The organism is Kitasatospora sp. NPDC058046 (assembly GCF_042885595.1).
Classification (GTDB): domain Bacteria; phylum Actinomycetota; class Actinomycetes; order Streptomycetales; family Streptomycetaceae; genus Kitasatospora.
Genome location: NZ_JBHVRS010000016.1, coordinates 231756 through 251066 on the forward strand (window position 1 = coordinate 231756; position 19311 = coordinate 251066).

Sequence of the window (19311 nt, forward strand, 5' to 3'; positions counted from 1 at the left end):
GGGACCGTGACTACGGCGCGACTCTCAGACATCGCGGCGCAGGCGGGGGTCAGCGAAGCCACCGTCTCCCGCGTGCTCAACGGCAAGGCGAACGTTTCCGCCGCCACCCGGCAGACCGTGCTGGCGGCACTCGACGTGCTCGGGTACGAGCGGCCGACCCGCCTTCGCCAGCGCAGCGCCGGGCTGATCGGCCTGATCACGCCGGAGCTCAGCAACCCGATCTTCCCGGCGCTGGCCCAGGTGATCGAGCAGGTGCTCAGCCGGCACGGCTACACCCCGGTGCTGTGCACCCAGACACCGGGCGGGTCCACCGAGGACGAACTGGTGGACATGCTGGTGGACCGGGGCGTGGCGGGCATCGTCTTCGTCTCCGGCCTGCACGCCGACACCACCGCCGACCACGACCGCTACGCCCGGCTGGCCGGGCGCGGGGTGCCGTTCGTGCTGATCAACGGCTACAGCGAGAAGATCGACGCGCCGTTCATCTCGCCGGACGACCGCGCCGCGATGTGGATGGCCGTCCAGCACCTGGCCGAACTCGGGCACGAGCGGATCGGGCTGGCCGTCGGTCAGCGCCGGTACGTACCGGTGCTTCGCAAGATCGAGGGCTTCACGGCGGCGATGCGCGAGGTGCTCGGGCTCGGCCGGGAGGAGGCCGAGAACCTCGTCCACCACACGCTGTTCAGCGTGGAGGGCGGGCACGCGGCGGCCGGCGCGCTGCTCGACAAGGGCTGCACGGCGATCGTCTGCGGGAGCGACATGATGGCGCTCGGGGCGATCCGGGCGGTGCGGCAGCGCGGGCTGTCGGTGCCGCAGGACGTGTCGGTGGTCGGCTTCGACGACTCGCCGCTGATCGCCTTCACCGAGCCGCCGTTGACCACGATCCGCCAGCCGGTCGAGGCGATGGCCACGGCGGCGGTGGACGCGCTGCTGGAGGAGGTCGGCGGGAACGCCGCCCAGCGCGGCGAGTTCATGTTCCAGCCGGAGCTGGTGATGCGCGGGTCCACCGGGGCCTGCGCGCGCTGAACCCCGGCCGCCACGGCCGTCGGACGGGCCCCGGAGGGCGATCGCTCTCCGGGGCCCGTCGGCGTGCGCGCGGTCGGCCGTCGCGGGCCGTGGCAGGCCGTGCCGGACCGTGGCGGACCGTGGCGGGCCGTGGGGTGGGTCAGCCCTCCTGGGCGGTCGGGCGGTCGGCGGTCAGGCGGTGCCCGTCGGCGGCCTCGCCGGTACGGGTCTCGGTGCGGCGGCCGCGGGCCAGGTAGTCGCGCAGGACCAGCTCGACGGCGTCCTGGGGGCTCTTGGTGCCGGAAAGCATCATCGCGTCGATCGCGAGGTTCGCGTCGAGGGTGACGGTGACCTGGGCCATGTGACTCCTCCTCGGGTGCAGAGCAGCAGCATGCCCGCTGGGGCGGCGATCCACCACGGAACGGGGCGGAACCGCGGTCGGGAACGGTCGGGCACGCCGTGGCCCCGGGAACGCCGGAACCCCCGGGGAGGAGCGACCAGACTCTCCCCGGGGGTGGTGGGCGGTCAGCGTTCGGACGACGGCCGACAGCTGACGGATAACAGCTGACAGATGTTGAAAGCTGTCAGCTGTTATCTGTTACCCGTCAGCTGTTACCGGCCGTCCGTCGGCCGTGCGCCGTGGACCGTGCGCCGTCCTCAGACCCGGCCGGCGAAGTCCGGGGCCCAGTTGGCGATGCTCTGCTCGCGGACGCCCGAGCTCGGGTTGGCGGCCTCGACGTACTTGCCGTTGCCGACGTAGATCGCGACGTGGTAGACGCCGGAGTCCTTGCCGTTGTTGGACCAGAACAGCAGGTCGCCCGCCTGGAGGCTGTCCAGCGAGACGTGGGTGCTGGCGGCGGCCTGGTCGGCGGCGACGCGCGGGACGGAGACGCCCGCGGCGCGCAGCGCGGCCTGGGTCAGGCCGGAGCAGTCCCAGCCGCCGTTGCCGGTGCCGCCGTAGACGTACGCCTGACCGACCTTCGACTGGGCGAAGGAGACCGCGGCGGCCATGCTGCCGGTCGCGGCCGGCGCCTGGGTCTGCGTCTGGGCCTGGGGCTGCGGAGCGGGCTTGGTGGCGGGCTTCGCGGCCGGCTTGGTGGACGGCTTGGCGGCCGGGGCCTCGGGCTGCGCGGTCGGCTGGGCGTTCACGGCACCGCCGTTCGCGGACTGGCCGGACTTCTGCGAGCGGTCGAACCAGGTGAAGTCCGAGCCGGACGTGCCGGCGGAGGACTGGCCGGCCCGGGCCTGGCCGTTGCCGCCGAAGGACAGCTGCTGGCCCGGGTAGATGGTGTCCGGACCCTCGGTCAGGGTGCCGCGGTTGAGGTCATACAGCCGCTGCCAGCCGCCCTGCACCTTGTGCTGGTCGGCGATCGCGGACAGCCAGTCGCCCTCGACGACGGTGTAGTCGCCGCCCTGGGCCTGCTGCTGGCGCTTCTGCACCCAGTCGCTCCGGTTGCCGGAGGCGGCGGAGTCGGTGGAGGCCTGCGCGTCGCCCTGGGCGGGCGCGGCGGGCTTGGCGGCGGGGGTCTGGGGCTGCGCGGGCTTGGCGCTCGGCTTCGCGGCCGGAGCGGCCGGAGCGGCCGGCTTGGCGCTCTGGGCGGGCGCGGCGGGCTTGGCGGCGGTCGAACCCGCCGAGGTGTCAACGGCGGCCGCGGCGCCGCCCTTGGTGAGCCCGGCCTGGACCGAGCAGACCGGCCAGGCGCCGGGGCCCTGCGAGGCGAGGACCTTCTCGGCGACGGCGATCTGCTGGTCCTTGGTGGCCAGGTCGGCGCGGGCCGCGTAGGCCGTGCCGCCGAAGGCGGACCAGGTGCTGGAGGTGAACTGGAGGCCGCCGTAGAAGCCGTTGCCGGTGTTGATGCTCCAGTTGCCGCCGCTCTCGCACTGGGCGACCTTGTCCCAGGTGGCGACGGAGGCGGCCGAGGCGGTGCCGGTGGTGAGGCAGGGGACGGTGAGGCCGACGCCCGCGACGCCGAGGGCGGCGATCACGCGACGGGTACGGCCGGACAGACGGGTGCCGTTGGTGGGCAGCATGAAGACGTGGTCCTCTCCCACGCCTGCGAGGTGAGCTGTCGGATTCGGGCTGGAGTTGCCCGGCCGTGCGGTGAGCACGGCTTCACCCCTAGCCCTGGACCGTTCCGGAGAGCGGTCCGGGGCGACTTACCTGTGGGTCCCCCGCTCCTGCCGTGGTGCGTTTTCGCGCTTCCAGGACATCCGACGGCAGGACTCGGCGTTGCGGATGACCGGGTTCGTGTGGTCACGAACGGGGAGCACGTTAATCAGACTTAAGTTCAAACTGCAAACCACTGTGATGTGCATCACGGTTTAGTGGAAACTGCCAAAATTGCCACTCACCATGATCGTAAATGATCGTTTTCAGGCAATGCTGTTGTGGAAGCCGACAACTGGCTCCGCCTCAGGAGTGGCGTGACGGTGCGTCGAATCGCGGAGTGGCGCACTCCGGCGGGTGGGGGAGCGGTCGCGATCGGAGCATGTGAATCCGCGCTCCCTATTTCCTTTCAAATAGCGCCAGAACGGACATTCCCCTTCATTGCCGGGTGGCTCCCGTACGGGACGGACGGGGTGGGGGAAGTACGCGGAAGGGCCCGGAACGCGATCCGTTCCGGGCCCTTCGGTGCGCGCGAACCCGCGCGCGGTGTCCTTATCGTCCGCCAGGCCCCTCGGCGGCCGCGTGGGCGCCACGGGAGCCCTCCACGACCCCCTCGGCCTCGGCGGCGGCCGCCGCCTCCGCCTCGGCCCGTGCCAGGTCCTCCGGGGACGGCGTGGGCAGCGAGGCCAGGTAGGTGGAGGCGATCAGCTGGCCGACCGACGGGTAGGCGCCCAGCGGCGCGGCCGACGGGCAGCCGGTCTCCTCGGCGGCGGTGGCGAGCAGCTCGGAGTCCGCCTCCGGGCCGATCACCAGCGGGGCCAGCGCCGGGCGCTGCGAGCCGGTGTCCTTGAGGTGGTTGACGGCCGCGGCCACCGAGCCGGGCACGTCGAGCGCGGCGGCGACGACCGGCACGGCCAGCCGGGCGGCCAGCAGCACGCCGGTGATGCCGGCCGCGGCGGCCGCGTCCTCGCCGCCGACGGTGGTCAGCACCACGCCGTCCGCGGCGGTCGCGATGGCGAACAGCCGGGCGCGGTCGGCCCGGGCCAGCCCGGCCTCGGAGAGCCGGACGTGCACGGCCTCGGCCAGCAGCGGGTGCGGGCCCAGCGGGTCGGTGACGGGCGCGCCGTACTCGGCGGCGAGCGCGTGAAGCCCGGTCAGGAAGGTGTGCGGGCCGGGCACCAGCGGCACCAGGACGGGCATCGGCCGCCCGGCCTCGGCGGCCAGGGCCAGCAGCTCGGCCACGGTGCGGTCCTCGCCGCTCGCGCCCGCCGCACCGTCACCGGGGAGGTAGCCGACGGCGGTCTGGACGCCGTTCTGCTCGGTGCGGACGATCGAGAGCAGCTCCTCGACGACCGAGCGGGACTCGGGCCCGGCGGTCGCGGGCACGGCGAGCACCAGGGCCGGGGCGCCGGCCGGGATCTCGGGGCGCTCGGGACGACGGTGGCGCCCCCGCGCACGGGAGCCTGGAGTACGGACGGGCAGTGGCGCGCCCGGAATGGCTGCGGTGCTCATGCCGGAGATCGTAGGACATCGGCCCGTCCGGCTTGCAGTCGGCTGCCGTACGGGTTTCGCGTGCTCGCGGTACGGACCCGGTGCGTCTCCGGCGCCGGTCCGGGCGCTTTGCCTACAATCCGGACATTCTTCGCCCAACCCCCGCGTGGTGGCCGGTGCTTGTCCCGACGCGATCCGAGGGGGCGGGCGTTGCACCCGGCGCGCGTGAGATGTCTCACAGCATGAGCCCGGCTTGACGGAGGGTCACGGGCGGGCGACTCCCGGCATTCGAAGATCAACATTCAGCGGGGAGGTGCTCACGGCCGGTTATCGCGGGCTCGACGATTCATCGGCTATGTCCGTTTACGTACCGTCAGGGGAAGGGCCCGTGAAGAGTTCGCGGCTGCGGGTAAAAGGCCTCGTGCACCTGCAATGTCCCGTGCTGATGCACGTGCACTGCGGCTATCATCACGTCAAGTGAGGCGTTGTGCCGGACCGGTACGGGGCCGGTCCGTTCGTTTCGGCGGTGCCGGGGGCGCCGCGCTGGACGACAACTCCGGAGCTCTTCGGGAGATTTCTATGCACGACTCGCAGGACACGCACGGCTCGTACGACACCTACAACGGGATGGCCGCCGCCGATCTCCAGGGGGTGGTCTGGCAGAAGAGCCGGCACAGCAACTCCCAGGGCAACTGCGTCGAGTTCGCGGCCCTGCCGGGCGGCGATGTGGCGATGCGCAACTCGCGGTTCCCGGACGGCCCTGCACTCATCTACACCCGGGCCGAGATCTCCGCCCTGCTGCTGGGGGCGAAGGACGGGGAGTTCGACCACCTGGCGGTCTGACCAGCCGCCGTGCTCCATCATCGGGGGGCCGTCGTGGGTGCCGACACCACGACGGCCTTTGTCTTTGTCTCCTCCGGATGTCTTCGCTCCGGAGGCCTCTCCCGGATCCGTCCGGCCGCCCGGCCGCGCTGAGCCGCTCGCGGTTCCGTGGTGCCGGAGGCTCTCGACGGGGCCTGCTGGAAGCGCCCGGGGTGCGGTCCTCCCGGGGTGTCCGTCGACCGGCCGCGCGCCGTCCGGCGCGGGGTCCGTCCCGAAGGCAGGGCTCCTCCGGAGTGCAGGGCCTGTCCCGGGGTCAGGGCTCGTCCGGAACGCCGGGCCCGCTCGGAGCACGGGGCCCGCTGGGAGTACAGGACCCGCTCGGAGCGCGGGGCCCGTCCTAGGCCGAGCGCCGATGCCGTCCGCCGACGTCGACGGGACCGTCGAGCGGTGAGCGGCCGCCGAGCCCGGGGTGTCCGTCCAGCGGGGAACCGCCGACCGACTCGGCCTCGAACATCGCCCAGACCACCTTGCCGCTGCCCAGCGGGTGCCAGCCCCAGGAGCGGCTGAACGACTCCACCAGGTGCAGCCCGCGGCCCGATTCGGCGACGAAGTCGGCCTCCCGGGCGACCGGGCCGGTGCTGCTCGGATCGCTCACCGCGCAGACCACCTGGGGTGCGCGGTGCACCAGGCTTATTCGGATCGGCAGCCGGCCGTCCGCGGTCGGCTTCATGGGAAAGTCGTACTCGCCCAGGGCGCCGCCCGACGGGTCGGGCCGTGCGCCGATCGCATGCCGGAGCGCGTTGGTCACGAGTTCCGAGGCCACCAGCGCGACGTCGTCGAACAGTTCCGTCAGGCCCCAGAGCTGGAGCGTGCTCCGAGCGAAGTCCCGCGCGGTTCTGACGGCTTCGAAGCGAGGAGCGAGCGTACAGGTGACCACATGGGGGTCAACCGCCAAAGCCGTACCGGTGCTCATGAAGAGCTCCTCCCATAAGGGGGCGGACACGGCTGGACCCGCCGGGGTCATGCCGGTCACCTCCGACTCGCTCGGCCGCTCGGCCGCCCCCTCGACCAGGCGCGCGCGCACTCGAACGCCCGATGACGCGGGGGACGCCGTCGGGTCGGTGCACGGAGTCGCGCGTGGGGTCGACGCGGAGCCCGCGGGATTGCCAGGGATGTGCAGGTGCACGTGCACCATGGTGGTGTGCGCTCACTGCAGATGCAAGAGTCGATTCACGTGCAGTCGCACTATTGGCATATGCAAGCGCCGAATGCACGTGCATCCTGGTGCGTGGAGTGCAGAACTGATAGGAACATCCGTCAGTATCGGCACCGTGAGCGCTCAACTGATGGCAGACTGTGCGCTGTTTGCCCTAGGTGGAGGTTTCGACCGCATGACCACAGTTCAGCCGGGCGGCGGCTCGATGGTCCGCCGGATCCTCCTCGGCTCGCAGCTGCGCCGCCTGCGTGAGGCGCGCGGCATCACCCGCGAGGACGCGGGCTACGCGATCCGGGCCTCCGAGTCCAAGATCAGCCGCATGGAACTCGGCCGCGTCAGCTTCAAGGAGCGCGACGTCGCCGACCTGCTCAGCCTGTACGGCGTGGACGACGGCATCGAGCGGGAAGCCCTGCTCGGCCTCGTCCGCGAGGCCAACAAGTCCGGCTGGTGGCACAGCTTCAACGACGTGCTGCCGGGCTGGTTCCAGACCTACGTCGGCCTGGAGGAGGCCGCCCAGCTCATCCGCACCTACGAGGTGCAGTTCATCCCCGGACTGCTGCAGTCCGAGGAGTACGCACGGGCGGTTTTCGGCCAGAGTCGGCCGGTCATCAGCGAGGAGGAGGTCGAACGGCGGGTCAGCCTCCGGCTGCGCCGTCAGAAGTTGCTGACCGAGGGGGCCAGCCCGCGCCTGTGGGCGGTCATCGACGAGGCCGCGCTGCGCCGGCCGGTCGGCGGGCCCCAGGTGATGCGCGGTCAGGTGCAGTACCTGATCGACGTCGCCGAGCAGGCCAACGTGGTGATCCAGGTCATGCCGTTCCGGTTCGGCGCGCACGCGGGCGAGTCCGGGGCGTTCACGATCCTGCGCTTCCCGGAGCAGGACCTCGCGGACGTGGTCTACCTGGAGCAGCTCACCAGCGCGCTCTACCTGGACAAGCGCGACGACGTCGACGCCTACATCCAGGTCATGGAGCGGCTCTGCGTGGACAGTCTCACGCCGGAGCGCACGATAGACCTGCTCGCCTCGATCCTGAAGGAACGCTGAGCCGCTGCCGTCCGGGGCCTGTGAGATCCCTCCCTCGCGAGGCCCCCGGCAGTCGGTCCGCCAGGCCGCCCACCCGCCGTCAGTCGCGGGCCGGCGGCCTCTCGCGTTCCGGCGGGGACGGCTGCGGTGGGCGGCCCAGCTCCCAGGCCAGGTCGTAGCGGCGGAAGAGGTCGGCCCGGATCGGCGCCAGCGGGATCTCGGCGCCCGGCAGCAGCACCCCGATGCAGCCGCCCATCAGCGCACTGCGCAGGACGGCGTGCTCGGCGACCGGGTCGGGCGCGCCCCAGTCGAGCAGCAGGCCCTGGAGCAGGGCCCCGAGCTGCTGCTGCTCCGGGTCCTGGACGAAGGCGCCGGTGTCCGGGTCGAGGATCAGCGCCAGGTGCGAGCGCATCACCCGGGGGTGGTCCAGCGCCAGCCCGAGCACGGTGTCGATCGCCCGGGCCAGCCGCGCGTTCGGTGAGGAACCGGGTGCCAGTTCCGCCAAGGCGCAGGCCAGCGACTGGTGCATCATCCGGTGCGTCGCGGACTGCATCAGCAGCCGTTTGCCGTCGAAGTAGTACGAGAGCAGCCCGCGGGCGAGTCCGGCCCGCTCGGCGATGTCCGTCAGCGTGGTGCCCGCGTATCCGCGCTGGTCAACCAGCTCGACGGTGGCCCGCATGATGCGTCGGCGGGAGCGTTGCCGCATCTCCTCATTGACCGAATCCCCGCGAGGTGCCATCGTGTCTGCTCCGAACGTTCGTTGGCTGCGAGCCAATATACTTGCGGAGCCGACAGCCGCACCGAGGAACCGTGCCCCGAGGGGCGCTGCCCGGGCGGCCGCCACGAAGACGGCCGGCTCCACCAACACGGGGGTTTGGTGGAGCCGGCGCCACGGCCCGACGGCCCGGAGATCGGCCGCGGGCGGGGCCCGGGGTCAGCGCTCGGTCAGGACTTCGGCGCGGGCCGCGGTCGACCCGGCTGATGAGTAATCATAATCCGGTACCGGCGCGGGAGTTGAGGCGCGGCGCCGGTCCACCAGGGCGCCCGCCGCCGCGACCGCCAGGCCGACCAGGGCGACCATCGTGACGAACAGCAGCGCCGGCCGGTAGCCGTCCAGCTGGGCCTGCGGGCTGTCGCCGCCCGCGCTGCCGGCCGTGATCATCGCGGTCGCTCCGGCCAGGACCACCGCGGTGCCGACCTGGATCGCGGTGTTCACCAGGCCCGAGGCCAGGCCCTGCTCCTCGTCGCCCACGCCGTCGGTGGCGGCGATGTTCACCGAGGGGAAGGCGAAGGCGAAGCCCACGCCGAGCAGCAGCATCGAGGGCAGCACCAGGCCGGGGTACGAGCTGTGCTCGTCCAGCCGCAGGAACAGCGCGAAGGCGGCGACCAGCGAGAGCAGGCCGATCGGCAGCAGCCGCCCGGTGCCGAAGCGGTCCACGATCGGGCCCATGAAGGGCGCCGAGAGCGCGATGAGGGCCGCGGCGGGGAGCAGGCCGAGGGCCATCTCCAGCGCCGACCAGCCGAGCAGGTGCTGGAGGTAGAGGGTGACCACGAACTGGAAACCGCCGTAGGCGCCGGTCATCGCGAAGGCGACCACGTTGGCCCGGGCGACCGAACCGTTGCGGAAGATGCCGAGCCGGACCAGCGGGTGCGCGGCGCGGCTCTCCACCCGCAGGAAGGCGGCGGCCAGCAGGGCGACGACGAGCATCGAGCCGAGCGTGCGCAGGCTCAGCCAGCCGGCGCCCTGGGCCTCGGTGACGGTGAAGACCAGCAGCAGAACGGTCGCGGTGCCGGTGATCGCGCCCAGCGCGTCGTAGCCGCCCTTGGCGCGCTCCTCGACCGGGCGGGGGAGCAGCCGGACGGCGAAGACCAGCGCGAGCAGTGCGACCGGGACGGGCATCAGGAAGGTCCAGCGCCAGCCGACCGAGGTGAGCAGGCCGCTGAGCACCAGGCCGAGCGAGAAGCCGCTGGCACCGCAGGTGGTGTAGATCGACAGGGCGCGGTTGCGGGCCGGGCCCTCCGCGAAGGTCGTGGTGATGATCGACAGGCCGGCCGGGGCGGTGAAGGCGGCGCTGACGCCCTTGAGGAAGCGGGCCGCGATCAGCAGGCCGCCGTCGTCGACCAGGCCGCCGACCAGTGAGGCGGCGGCGAAGACGCCCAGGGCGACCAGGAACACCCGGCGGCGGCCGAGCAGGTCGGCGGCGCGTCCGCCGAGCAGCAGCAGACCGCCGTAACCGAGCACGTAGCCGGAGACCACCCACTGCAGGGTGGAGGTGGACAGGTGCAGGTCGGAGCCGATGGACGGGAGGGCGACGCCCACCATGGAGACGTCCAGGGCGTCCAGGAACATGGCGGCGCAGAGCACGATCAGGGTGCCCCAGAGGCGGGGAGTCCAGTGCGGCCCGCTGGTTGACGGGGCATCGGGTGATGGGACGGTCGCGGTGGTCATGGGGAGGACAGTACATGCACATGCATTCAATGCAAGTGAATTAGATGTGAACGCAATAATTGTCGATGCACGTGCTAGGGTGGCGGCGTGGCTGAACTCGACTCCCCGGCGGAGACCGGTCTCGTCGCGCAGTGGCGCGAGCTGCTGGCCCGGCACGCCGCCGCGGCCTGCATGCTCGACCGCGAGCTGGGCGACCGGTACGGGCTGGGCATGAGCGAGTTCGAGGTGCTGGAGCGCCTCGTCGAGGAGTGCGGGGGCGGCGGCGGGCCCGCGGTGCGGGTGAGCGAGCTGGCCCACACCGTCCACCTGAGCCAGAGCGCGCTCTCCCGGCTGATCGCCCGCCTGGAGAAGGCCGGATTGGTCACCCGGGCGATGTGCGAGAGCGACCGGCGGGGCGTCGTGCTCACCCTCACCGAGGCCGGGCGGGAACGGTACGAGCAGGCCAGGCCGCTCCACCGCCAGGTGCTGGAGCTGACCCTCGGCGGCGGACTCGGGCCGGCCTGCGGATCGTCCACCGACTGACGGATCGGCTTTCCGGCTGACGGAACGTCAAGAACCCCGGGCTGACGCCGGGTTGGCCTCAGAGTAGCGAGTGCAGCCCCGGTGCGGCGGCCAGCAGGACGACCACGGCGGGCGCGGCGAGCGCCCCGACGGTGAGCCGCAGCCGGTGCGGGACGGAGAGCCGCGGACGGCCCGCGAGCAGCCGGTCGACCCGCTTCGGGGACTGTGCCAGGCCGGGCGGACAGGAGCCGAACACCCCGCGGTCCAGGTTGAGTTCGGCCAGCGCGAGGGCGGTGGTGTGCCGGCCGTGCCGACGGGCGGCCCGGTCGTCGGCGGCCAGTTCGACCAGCTCCGCCACCTGGTCCCGGAAGGCGCTGAACACGCCGACCCCGGGGAAGCCGGAGGCGAGCGCCTGGGCGAACTGCTGGAGCCAGTGGTGCCGGGCCCGGACGTGGCCGCGCTCATGGCTCAGCACGGCCGCCAGCTCCCGGTCGGTCAGCTGCCGGAGGGCGCCGGTGGTGACCACCAGCCGGGAGTCCGGTCCGGGCAGCGACCATGCCTCCGGGCGGACGTTCTCCAGGACCACCAGCCGCTCCCGGCGGCTCCGGTCGCTCTCGATGCTGTCCGGCAACTCGGGTGCGCGGGTGGCCAGTTGGGCGTGCCGGCGATTGCGCAGCGCCTTGGCCGTGCGGACCTCCCGGGTGAGCGCCAGCACCGTCTGCACCCCGCCCGCGGCCAGTGCCGCGGCGCACAGCCGGCCCCAGCCCTCGGCCTCCTGGAGGCCGTACGCCGCCTCCACGCCGTGCGGCGCGCCGCGGAACAGCAGCGCGCGCAGCTCCGGCAGGGCGGCGGAGGCCGCCAGGAGGAGGCCCAGCGCACAGCAGAGCAGGACGGCCACCACCAGGCACTGCCACACCAGCAGTGCCAGCACCGGTTCGCGCTCCGCCCAGCGGGCCCGGGCCAGCAGCCGGGGCGCGACGGTCGAGAGCAGCAGGCCGAGCAGCAGCAGGCCGATCAGGGCAGGCATCGATGGGCTCCCCGAGTACGCACGGAACGCGACAACGCGTTCCCTGCCAACCTATGCGCTGGCGACGTCCGGTGGAACGGCTTTCGTCCGGCCAGTGACCAACGCCACGCCCGGACGGGGGCCTTGGGGCGCCGGAGGTCGTGGCGTGCGGCCGTCACATGGTCAGGAGCATGGCGAACATGCCGATCCCCATGGTGAGTCGGCAGGCCTGTGGCAGACCGGCGGTGCCGACCGCGAGGGCGCCCGCCGGGGTGCGCAGCAGCCGGCTGCCGGTCCAGAGGGTGTACCCGCCGAAGTAGAGGAGGAGCGCCCCGGTCAGCACCGGAAGGCCCAGGGCGGCGGCCTGGTGGTGCCCGTGGCCGGAGGCGCCGGCCATCGCGAGGGCCATGTACGTCATGGCGAGCGCGCCGACCGCGTGGTGCAGGCGGTGCGCCCGCCCGGCCGGGGCGTGGACGGCGGCGAGCAGGAAGGCGGCGGCGGGGAGGCCGAAGAGCCCGGCCCAGACGGCGGCCGGGACGGTGGCGCCGGTGACGGCCATCGCGGCCATGCCGAGCCCCATCAGGGCCTCGGCGGCGTCGGACTCGCGGGCGAGCGGCCGGTGTGCGCCGCCCGGGGCGCAGGGGGAGTGGCGCAGCCGGGTCAGGCAGGAGGTGCCCGCGCCGGCGGCGAGGAGGGCGAGGAGCCAGTTGACCAGGGCGGGTCCGTGCAACGGCGGCCTCCCGGGGCGGTGGGCGACGGGGCGGCGGGCGGCGGGCGGCGAACAGATGACAACGGACAGCGGTCAGCGAACAGATGATGAAATCTGTCGGCTGTCAGTTGTCACCCGTCGGCTGTCGCCCGTGCGCCGCCCCCGTGCGCGGCGACGGACATCCGGTCCACGATCACCGCACCCGGCCGGGCGTGGCCAGGGCGCGTACGGGGGCGCACAGTGGTGCCCGTCCTCGCGAAAGCCCTGGCCGCACGCCTGTCGCACGCCCACCGCACGCCTCGTGGCAAACCCCGGCCGCCAGTGCGGTACCCGCCGGCCGGGCGTGCCCGCTCAGCCCTGGAGCCGCCCCGAGGCGACCACCCGGCTGAGGAACTGCCGGGTGCGCTCCTCCCGCGGGTCGCCGAACACCTGCTCCGGCGGCCCCTGTTCGAGCACCACCCCGCCGTCCAGGAAGCAGACCCGGTCGGCGACCTCGCGGGCGAAGCCCATCTCGTGGGTGGAGAGGACCATCGTCATCCCCTGCTCCTTGAGGTCCCGCACCACCGACAGCACCTCGCCGACCAGCACCGGGTCGAGCGCCGCGGTGATCTCGTCCAGGAGCAGCAGCCGCGGCCCGGTGGCCAGCGCGCGCACGATGGCGACCCGCTGCTGCTGCCCGCCGGACAGCCGGTCCGGGTACTCCTTCGCCTTGGCCGCCAGCCCGAGCCGGTCGAGCAGTTCCAGCGCCCGCGCCTCCGCCTCGGCCCGGGCGACCCGGTGCACCCGGCGCGGCGCGAGCGTGATGTTCTCCAGCACCGTCAGATGCGGGAACAGGTTGTACGACTGGAACACCACGCCGATCCGGCGCCGTACGGCGTCCTCGTCCGCGCGCGGATCGGTGATCTCCTCACCGTCCAGGAAGATCGCCCCGTCGTCGATCCCCTCCAGCAGGTTGACGCAGCGCATCAGCGTGGACTTGCCGGAGCCGGACGCCCCGATCAGCGCCGTCACCGAGTGCTCGGCCACGGCGAGGTCCACGTCGCGCAGCACCACCTGGTCGCCGAAGGTCTTGCGCACCGACTCCAGCCGGAGCACCTCGCTCGACGTCACACCGCACCCCCCTGCAGCTGGCGGCGGTTCATCCGGGTGGTCAGCCAGTCGGCGAACCGGGTCAACGGAATGGTCAGCACGATGAACACCAGCCCCGCCACCAGGTACGGCGTGAAGTTGAAGGACCGGGCCGCGATGATCTTCGCCGCGTACACCGCGTCGATCGCCCCGCCGATCGAGACCAGCCCGGTGTCCTTCTGGAGGCTCACCAGGTTGTTGAGCAGCGGCGGCACCACCCGGCGGACGGCCTGCGGCAGCACCACGTACCGCATCGCCTGCGCGTTGGTCAGCCCCAGCGACCGGGCCGCGGCGCGCTGGCTCGGGTGCACCGACTCGATGCCGGAGCGGAACACCTCGGAGACGTACGCCGAGTACGTCAGCACCAGCGCGGCCCCGCCCAGCAGCAGCGGATCGGTGGTCACCCCGGTCAGCCGCAGCGCCGGCACCCCGGTGATCATCACCAGCAGGCAGATGATCATCGGCAGCCCGAGGAAGAAGTCCACGTACGCGGTGGCCAGCAGCCGCACCGGCAGGAAGACCGGCCCGCGCAGCGTCCGCAGCACCGCCAGCAGCAGCCCGAACACCAGGATCAGCGCCCCGCAGCCGAGCATCAGCTCCAGGTTCAGCCGCAGCCCCTTCAGCACCTCGGGCAGTGCCTGGCGGGCGTAGTCGAGGTTGAAGAAGGTCCGCCGGGTCACCTCCCAGCCGGGGGAGTTGACGACCAGCAGGTAGAGCACGACGGCCGTCGCCAGGGTCGACGCGGTGGCGATCAGCGCCGAGCGGCGGGCCCGGGAGCGCCGGTAGGCCTCGTGCGCCAGCCGCCGCTCGGACGGGCGGTAGCCGTCCTCCGCGGCTGGCGTCCCGGTCCGCGCCACCGGGGCCTTGGCGAGGTCCACCGAGCCCTCCCGACCCGATGATTCCCCGCCCGACGACTCCCCGCTCGGCCGGGGGCCCAGGTCAGCACTCACTTCAGCACCGGTGCCGAGACGGCGTCGGAGAGCCACTGCTTCTCCAGCTTCGCCAGCGTGCCGTCGGCGCGCAGCGCGTCCACCGCCTGCGAGACGCAGCCGGTCAGCTTGGAGCCCTTGTCCAGCACCAGGCCGAACTGCTCGGCCCGCGAGGACACCTCGAACTGGCCGACCACCTGGGCCTCCGGCACCTCGGCGCCGGTGATGTAGAAGGCGGTCGGCAGGTCCACCACCAGCGCTTCGATCTGGCCGTTCTTCAGCGCCGCCTTGGCCAGGTCGTTGGAGTCGAAGACGGCCGGCTGGGTGCTCGGCTTGATGGTGTCGGTGATGGTGTCCAGGCTCGTGGTGCCGACCTGCGCGCCGAGCTTGGCGCCCTTGAGGTCGGCGATGCTCTTGGCCCCCGCCGCCTTGGAGTTCTTCAGCGCGATGACGGTCTGGCGCACGTCGTAGTAACCGGAGGAGAAGTCCACCGCCTGCTTGCGCTCGTCGCTGACGGACACCTGGTTGATGTCGAAGTCGAAGTCCTTGGCACCCGGCGAGGTCGCCTTGTTGAACGGCGCCACCACCCAGCTGACCTTCTCCTTCGGGTAGCCGAGCTTGTCGGCGACCGCGTAGGCCATTGCGGACTCGAAGCCCTTGCCGTTCTCCGGCTTGTCCTCGGTGAACCAGGGGTCGTACGCGGGCTTGTCGGTGCCGACGGTCAGCGTCCCGGCGGTACGCGTGGCCAGCGCCCCCGGTGCGCAGCCCGCCGCCGACCCGGCCGCGCCCGAGGCGCCCGGGGCGGCGTCGGACTTCGAGTCCTGCGGCGCGCAGGCGGTCAGCACGGCCGCGGCGGCGACCAGCGCGGCGATGGGCAGTACGGCGGACGGCTTGCGGAGGGTCATGACGGGGCTCCAGGGAAAGGACCGGCGGGACGGAAGGAAGGTGAGGGGCACGGGAGGGCGCGACGGGCGGCCCGCATCCCGGCGGGTCACTTCCCCCCGGTGGCGGCGCCGGAACACACGCGGCATGGTCGGCGTACGGGCCCGCGTCCGCGGCGCCCCCCGAGCCGGACCGGCGGCAGCCGGGTCGGCGGCAGGCCGGTCAACAACAGCGGCGACAGCGGCAGCAGAGGCCGCGCGCGCGACAGCGACAGCGACGGCAGACGTGCCGACGGGAGGGCGCCCGGAACGGGCTGTCGTGGCGTACGGCCACCGTGATCACCGCCGGGAGCATGCGGGGAGGTTCGCATCAGAACGGCGCATCTGTCCAGAACATCCAGATCACTGTCCACATGCCGGACAACCCGCCCCCCGCCGAAGGTTTCCGCGCCGGAGCGGTGGTGCGCCGGAACTTTGCCCGTCCGACCCCCCTTGAACGGGAGAACCTTTCGTACTTATGGTGTTCCCGTTGAAATAACTCCTGTCGAAGTGAGTCCACGATGCAGAATCTTTCGCCAAGGCTCGCTGTGGCGGCCGACGCCCCGGTCTCGACCCTCGCCGGCCACCCGGCCTGGCTGCGCCTGAAGGAGGCCGTCGAGACGCTGCGCCCGCTCCAGTCGAAGGACGGCTCGATCGACCTGGCCGCCGTCCAGCGGCACACGGTCGACCCGCTGGTCGCGACCGTCCGCGCCGCCGTCCAGGAGCTCGCTCCGAACTTCCCGCACGACGCCGCCTACCTGGCCGCCGTCGACGCGGACCTCGCCAAGTGGGCCGACACCGGCTACCGCGAGCCCGACTTCCTGGACTCGCTCCTCGCCTTCCAGCCCGCCGCCCAGCGCGAGGACGGGCTGGAGCACCTGGTCGTCTTCCCGATGTACACCCAGAACGGCAACCCGGACCGCAACCTGGAAGCCGTCCTGCTGAGCGTCGTGTGGCCCGACTGGCTGGCCGAGCTGGAGCGCACCCGCTTCGACAACCCGATGTTCGTGCCGATCACCTTCACGGACTTCACCGCCGGCTACGACACCAACTCCGCCGTGCTCTTCCCCGAGACGGTCTCCGTGCGCAAGGCGCCGGAACGATTCACCTGGGGCGGCATCTTCTGCGACCGCGAGGCCGCGCGCTTCCGCGCCGTCACCACCAGCGCCGTCCAGCAGCTCGGCCTGGAGATCCCGGCCGACGCCGAGGGCCTGCTCCAGGACCAGCAGCGCGCGCAGGAGACCTTCGTCCTGTGGGACCTGGTCCACGACCGCACCCACAGCCACGGCGACCTTCCGTTCGACCCCTTCATGATCAAGCAGCGCAGCCCGTTCTGGATGTACGGCCTGGAGGAGCTCCGCTGCGACCTCACCACCTTCAAGGAGGCGGTGCAGCTGGAGACCGAGGGCAACCCGCACGCCCGCGACGTCCAGTACGCGGTCCTCTTCGACCGCCTGTTCCGCTTCCCGGTCTCCGGCGACCGGGTGCGCAACTACGACGGCCTCGGCGGCCAGCTGCTCTTCGCCTACCTGCACAAGCACGACGCGCTGCGCTGGCGCGACAACCGTCTCAGCATCGACTGGGAGCGCGCCCAGCAGGTCACCAACGCGCTCTGCGCCGAGATCGAGACCCTCTACCGCGACGGCATCGACCGGCCGAAGCCGGCCCACTGGATCGCCGCGTACGAGCTGGTCTCCCGCTACCTCACCCCGCACCCGGCCTCCACCTGGGCGAAGGGCTCCGAGGCCCTGCCGCTCGACATCACCGACGGCAAGGCCCTCAACAAGGCCCTCTGCGACGCCGTGCTCCCGGACGAGTTCCCGCTGAGCATGTTCTACGAGGCCCTCAACAAGAAGCTGAGCGGCGTCATCGCCGCCACCGCCGGCATCACCGGCGCCGGGATCCAGGGAGCCGCCGCGTGACCACCTCCACCAACGCCCCGCTGGCCGGCAAGGTCATCGCCGTCGCCGGAGCCAGCGGCCCGGCCGGCCGCGCCGTGCTGCGCCGCCTCACCGCCGAGGGTGCCACCGTGATCGGCGCCGACATCGACGCCCAGCGCCTGGAGTCCGCGCTGGACGCCACCCGGGTGGCCGTCCGCGGGGCCAAGGTCAGCGGTCAGGTGATCGACCTGCTCGACCCCCAGGAGGTCCACGACTGGGCCGACCACCTGGAGTCCGAGCACGGCCACGTCGACGGCCTGTTCCACCTGGTCGGCGGCTGGCGCGGCGGCAAGACCTTCTTCGACACCCGGCTGGACGACTGGGACTTCCTGCACGACACCGTCGTGCGCACCCTCCAGCACACCTCGCTGGCCTTCCAGCCCGCGCTGGTCCGGAGCACCGCCGGCCGCTACGCGATGATCTCCGCCGCGGCCGCGCACAAGCCCACCGCCGGCGGCGCCGCCTACGCGGCCGCCAAGGCCGCCACCGAGGCGTGGACCCTCGCCATGGCCGACTCCTTCAAGAAGGAGACCACCGCCCCCGACGGCGAGCCCACCGCGGCGGCTGCGATCCTGGTCATCAAGGCGCTGGTCAGTCCCGAAATGCGGGCCGAGAAGCCGGAGGCGAAGTTCGCCGGCTTCACCGACACCGCCGACCTCGCCGGACACCTGGCGGGCCTCTGGGACCGCCCCGCAGCAGAACTGAACGGACAGCACCTGTGGCTGACAGCCCGATGACCGACCTCACCCGTACGGACGCGGTACGGCGGCACGACCCCGCCGTCCGCGGCTTCGCCAGCGACAACTACGCCGGCGTGCACCCGGAGGTCCTCGCCGCGATAGCCCTCGCCAACGGCGGCCACCAGATCGCCTACGGCGAGGACGACTACACGGCCCACCTCCAGGACGTCTTCCGCCGCCACTTCGGCGACAAGGCCGAGGCCTACCCCGTCTTCAACGGCACCGGCGCCAACGTGGTCGCCCTCCAGGCCCTGCTCCCGCGCTGGGGCGCGGTGGTCTGCGCCGAGTCCGCCCACATCCACGTGGACGAGGGCGGCGCCCCGGAGAAGATGGGCGGCATCAAGCTGCTCACCGTCCCCACCCCGGACGGCAAGCTCACCCCCGAGCTGCTCGACCAGCAGGCCTGGGGCTTCGGCGACGAGCACCGCGCGCAGCCGCTCGCGGTCTCCATCACCCAGAGCACCGAGCTCGGCACCCTCTACACCGCCGACGAGATCCGCGCGATCACCGAGCACGCCCACCAGCTGGGCATGCTCGTCCACGTGGACGGCTCCCGCCTGGCCAACGCCGCCGCCTCGCTCGGCCAGCCGCTGCGCGCCTTCACCACCGACGTGGGCGTCGACGTGCTCTCCTTCGGCGGGACGAAGAACGGCCTGCTGTTCGGCGAGGTCGTGGTGGTGCTCAACCCGGAGCGGGTTCGCAACATCACGTACCTGCGCAAGACCTCGATGCAGCTCGCCTCGAAGATGCGCTTCGTCTCGGTCCAGTTCGAGGCCCTGCTCTCCGGCGACCTCTACCTGCGCAACGCCGGCCACGCCAACGCGATGGCCAGCCGCCTGGAGGCCGCGGTCCGGAAGATCGACGGCGTCGAGGTGGTCCGCCCGGCCCAGGCGAACGCGGTGTTCGCGATCCTCCCGCGCGAGGTGAGCGAGCGGCTCCAGAAGCGCTACCGCTTCTACTTCTGGAACGAGCACACCGGCGAGGTCCGCTGGATGTGCGCCTTCGACACCACGGAGGCCGACATCGACGCCTTCGCGGCGGCCATCGCCGAGGAGATGGGCCGCGCCTGACGGTGCTCGAACGACGGATCGTCCCGTCCCGCGACAGCGGGGCGGGACGATTTGCATGTGACGTGCCGGTGCCCGTACAGTTCCGGAGTCGCCGCGGGAGACCGGGGCGGCAAAGCGGAAAGCGAATCCGATGAATGAAACTCCGGAAAACGGAGCGGAAAGCGTCTGATAAGCTGGAAACACGAAAGAACGAAGCCCGGAGGGTCCGCTGGAAGGCGGTCCGAAGGAAGCGTCCGTTCCTTGAGAACTCAACAGCG

At 72.2% G+C, this 19311-nt stretch carries 18 protein-coding genes and 1 riboswitch; of the genes, 7 read left to right on the forward strand and 11 right to left on the reverse strand.

What is annotated here, in order from left to right; genetic code table 11:
- Positions 1-6: 6 nt before the first annotated feature.
- Positions 7-1026, forward strand: coding sequence for a LacI family DNA-binding transcriptional regulator (locus ACFVU7_RS29140; RefSeq protein ID WP_181970866.1), 1020 nt, complete (start codon positions 7-9; stop codon positions 1024-1026).
- Positions 1027-1165: 139 nt separating this feature from the next.
- Here the strand turns inward: ACFVU7_RS29140 and ACFVU7_RS29145 are convergent, their stop codons facing one another.
- The 3 genes from ACFVU7_RS29145 to ACFVU7_RS29155 all read right to left on the reverse strand — a co-directional run bounded on the left by ACFVU7_RS29145 (position 1166) and on the right by ACFVU7_RS29155 (position 4624).
- Complete coding sequence (locus tag ACFVU7_RS29145) at positions 1166-1366, reverse strand: hypothetical protein (protein ID WP_117492512.1); 201 nt, start codon at positions 1364-1366, stop codon at positions 1166-1168.
- Between the two features lie 296 nt (positions 1367-1662).
- Positions 1663-3057 (reverse strand): transglycosylase family protein, encoded by a 1395-nt coding sequence (locus ACFVU7_RS29150; protein WP_388047977.1) that lies wholly within the window; start codon positions 3055-3057, stop codon positions 1663-1665.
- Positions 3044-3214: riboswitch (cyclic di-AMP (ydaO/yuaA leader) on the reverse strand. Its footprint overlaps the gene before it by 14 nt.
- Positions 3215-3664: 450 nt before the next feature.
- The gene (locus tag ACFVU7_RS29155; protein ID WP_388047978.1) at positions 3665-4624 is read right to left on the reverse strand and encodes a hypothetical protein; all 960 of its coding nucleotides are present in this window, start codon (positions 4622-4624) and stop codon (positions 3665-3667) included.
- A gap of 558 nt (positions 4625-5182) precedes the next feature.
- Between ACFVU7_RS29155 and ACFVU7_RS29160 the strand changes: the two genes are divergently transcribed.
- A complete protein-coding gene (locus ACFVU7_RS29160) occupies positions 5183-5446 on the forward strand; it encodes a DUF397 domain-containing protein (protein ID WP_074004386.1) in 264 nt (87 codons plus the stop codon).
- Positions 5447-5822: 376 nt separating this feature from the next.
- Here ACFVU7_RS29160 and ACFVU7_RS29165 read toward each other — a convergent pair whose 3' ends face one another.
- The gene (locus ACFVU7_RS29165) at positions 5823-6398 is read right to left on the reverse strand and encodes an ATP-binding protein (RefSeq protein WP_241853036.1); all 576 of its coding nucleotides are present in this window, start codon (positions 6396-6398) and stop codon (positions 5823-5825) included.
- A 418-nt stretch (positions 6399-6816) separates the two neighbouring features.
- Between ACFVU7_RS29165 and ACFVU7_RS29170 the strand changes: the two genes are divergently transcribed.
- Entirely contained in the window at positions 6817-7683 is an 867-nt protein-coding gene (locus ACFVU7_RS29170; protein WP_049650560.1) for a helix-turn-helix transcriptional regulator, read from the forward strand.
- Positions 7684-7762: 79 nt separating this feature from the next.
- Here ACFVU7_RS29170 and ACFVU7_RS29175 read toward each other — a convergent pair whose 3' ends face one another.
- Both ACFVU7_RS29175 and ACFVU7_RS29180 read right to left on the reverse strand, forming a co-directional pair.
- A complete protein-coding gene (locus ACFVU7_RS29175; protein ID WP_049650559.1) occupies positions 7763-8368 on the reverse strand; it encodes a TetR/AcrR family transcriptional regulator in 606 nt (201 codons plus the stop codon).
- A 228-nt stretch (positions 8369-8596) separates the two neighbouring features.
- On the reverse strand, positions 8597-10111 hold the full coding sequence (locus ACFVU7_RS29180; protein ID WP_388047980.1) for an MFS transporter: 1515 nt from the start codon (positions 10109-10111) through the stop codon (positions 8597-8599).
- An 87-nt stretch (positions 10112-10198) separates the two neighbouring features.
- Between ACFVU7_RS29180 and ACFVU7_RS29185 the strand changes: the two genes are divergently transcribed.
- Positions 10199-10633, forward strand: coding sequence for a MarR family winged helix-turn-helix transcriptional regulator (locus ACFVU7_RS29185; protein WP_049650557.1), 435 nt, complete (start codon positions 10199-10201; stop codon positions 10631-10633).
- Between the two features lie 58 nt (positions 10634-10691).
- On the opposite strand, the gene ACFVU7_RS29190 is transcribed toward ACFVU7_RS29185, so the two are convergent.
- From ACFVU7_RS29190 to ACFVU7_RS29210, 5 genes are all read right to left on the reverse strand, one after another.
- A complete protein-coding gene (locus ACFVU7_RS29190; RefSeq protein ID WP_117492506.1) occupies positions 10692-11639 on the reverse strand; it encodes a M56 family metallopeptidase in 948 nt (315 codons plus the stop codon).
- A gap of 154 nt (positions 11640-11793) precedes the next feature.
- Complete coding sequence (locus tag ACFVU7_RS29195; protein WP_380778044.1) at positions 11794-12348, reverse strand: DUF5134 domain-containing protein; 555 nt, start codon at positions 12346-12348, stop codon at positions 11794-11796.
- Between the two features lie 330 nt (positions 12349-12678).
- Complete coding sequence (locus ACFVU7_RS29200) at positions 12679-13437, reverse strand: amino acid ABC transporter ATP-binding protein (protein WP_049650554.1); 759 nt, start codon at positions 13435-13437, stop codon at positions 12679-12681.
- Complete coding sequence (locus ACFVU7_RS29205; RefSeq protein ID WP_049650553.1) at positions 13434-14333, reverse strand: amino acid ABC transporter permease; 900 nt, start codon at positions 14331-14333, stop codon at positions 13434-13436. Before ACFVU7_RS29205 ends, ACFVU7_RS29200 begins: the two co-directional genes overlap by 4 nt.
- A gap of 68 nt (positions 14334-14401) precedes the next feature.
- Positions 14402-15289 (reverse strand): ABC transporter substrate-binding protein, encoded by an 888-nt coding sequence (locus ACFVU7_RS29210; RefSeq protein WP_388047981.1) that lies wholly within the window; start codon positions 15287-15289, stop codon positions 14402-14404.
- 536 nt (positions 15290-15825) lie between these two features.
- Between ACFVU7_RS29210 and ACFVU7_RS29215 the strand changes: the two genes are divergently transcribed.
- Genes ACFVU7_RS29215 through ACFVU7_RS29225 form a run of 3 tightly spaced genes read left to right on the forward strand, consistent with a single transcriptional unit; the run spans position 15826 to position 19054 of the window.
- Positions 15826-17226, forward strand: coding sequence for a DUF6421 family protein (locus ACFVU7_RS29215; RefSeq protein WP_049650551.1), 1401 nt, complete (start codon positions 15826-15828; stop codon positions 17224-17226).
- On the forward strand, positions 17223-17981 hold the full coding sequence (locus tag ACFVU7_RS29220) for an SDR family NAD(P)-dependent oxidoreductase (RefSeq protein WP_388047983.1): 759 nt from the start codon (positions 17223-17225) through the stop codon (positions 17979-17981). Before ACFVU7_RS29215 ends, ACFVU7_RS29220 begins: the two co-directional genes overlap by 4 nt.
- On the forward strand, positions 17978-19054 hold the full coding sequence (locus ACFVU7_RS29225; RefSeq protein WP_049650550.1) for a low specificity L-threonine aldolase: 1077 nt from the start codon (positions 17978-17980) through the stop codon (positions 19052-19054). The genes ACFVU7_RS29220 and ACFVU7_RS29225 overlap by 4 nt, the downstream gene beginning before the upstream one ends.
- The last annotated feature ends 257 nt before the right edge of the window (positions 19055-19311 follow it).

Coding starts and splice junctions, on each gene's coding strand:
- ACFVU7_RS29145 (WP_117492512.1), bottom strand. CDS start 1,366: ATGGCCCAGGTCACCGTCACCCTCGACGCGAACCTCGCGATCGACGCG.
- ACFVU7_RS29155 (WP_388047978.1), bottom strand. CDS start 4,624: ATGAGCACCGCAGCCATTCCGGGCGCGCCACTGCCCGTCCGTACTCCA.
- ACFVU7_RS29160 (WP_074004386.1), top strand. CDS start 5,183: ATGCACGACTCGCAGGACACGCACGGCTCGTACGACACCTACAACGGG.
- ACFVU7_RS29165 (WP_241853036.1), bottom strand. CDS start 6,398: ATGAGCACCGGTACGGCTTTGGCGGTTGACCCCCATGTGGTCACCTGT.
- ACFVU7_RS29170 (WP_049650560.1), top strand. CDS start 6,817: ATGACCACAGTTCAGCCGGGCGGCGGCTCGATGGTCCGCCGGATCCTC.
- ACFVU7_RS29175 (WP_049650559.1), bottom strand. CDS start 8,368: ATGCGGCAACGCTCCCGCCGACGCATCATGCGGGCCACCGTCGAGCTG.
- ACFVU7_RS29180 (WP_388047980.1), bottom strand. CDS start 10,111: ATGACCACCGCGACCGTCCCATCACCCGATGCCCCGTCAACCAGCGGG.
- ACFVU7_RS29190 (WP_117492506.1), bottom strand. CDS start 11,639: ATGCCTGCCCTGATCGGCCTGCTGCTGCTCGGCCTGCTGCTCTCGACC.
- ACFVU7_RS29210 (WP_388047981.1), bottom strand. CDS start 15,289: ATGACCCTCCGCAAGCCGTCCGCCGTACTGCCCATCGCCGCGCTGGTC.
- ACFVU7_RS29215 (WP_049650551.1), top strand. CDS start 15,826: ATGCAGAATCTTTCGCCAAGGCTCGCTGTGGCGGCCGACGCCCCGGTC.
- ACFVU7_RS29225 (WP_049650550.1), top strand. CDS start 17,978: ATGACCGACCTCACCCGTACGGACGCGGTACGGCGGCACGACCCCGCC.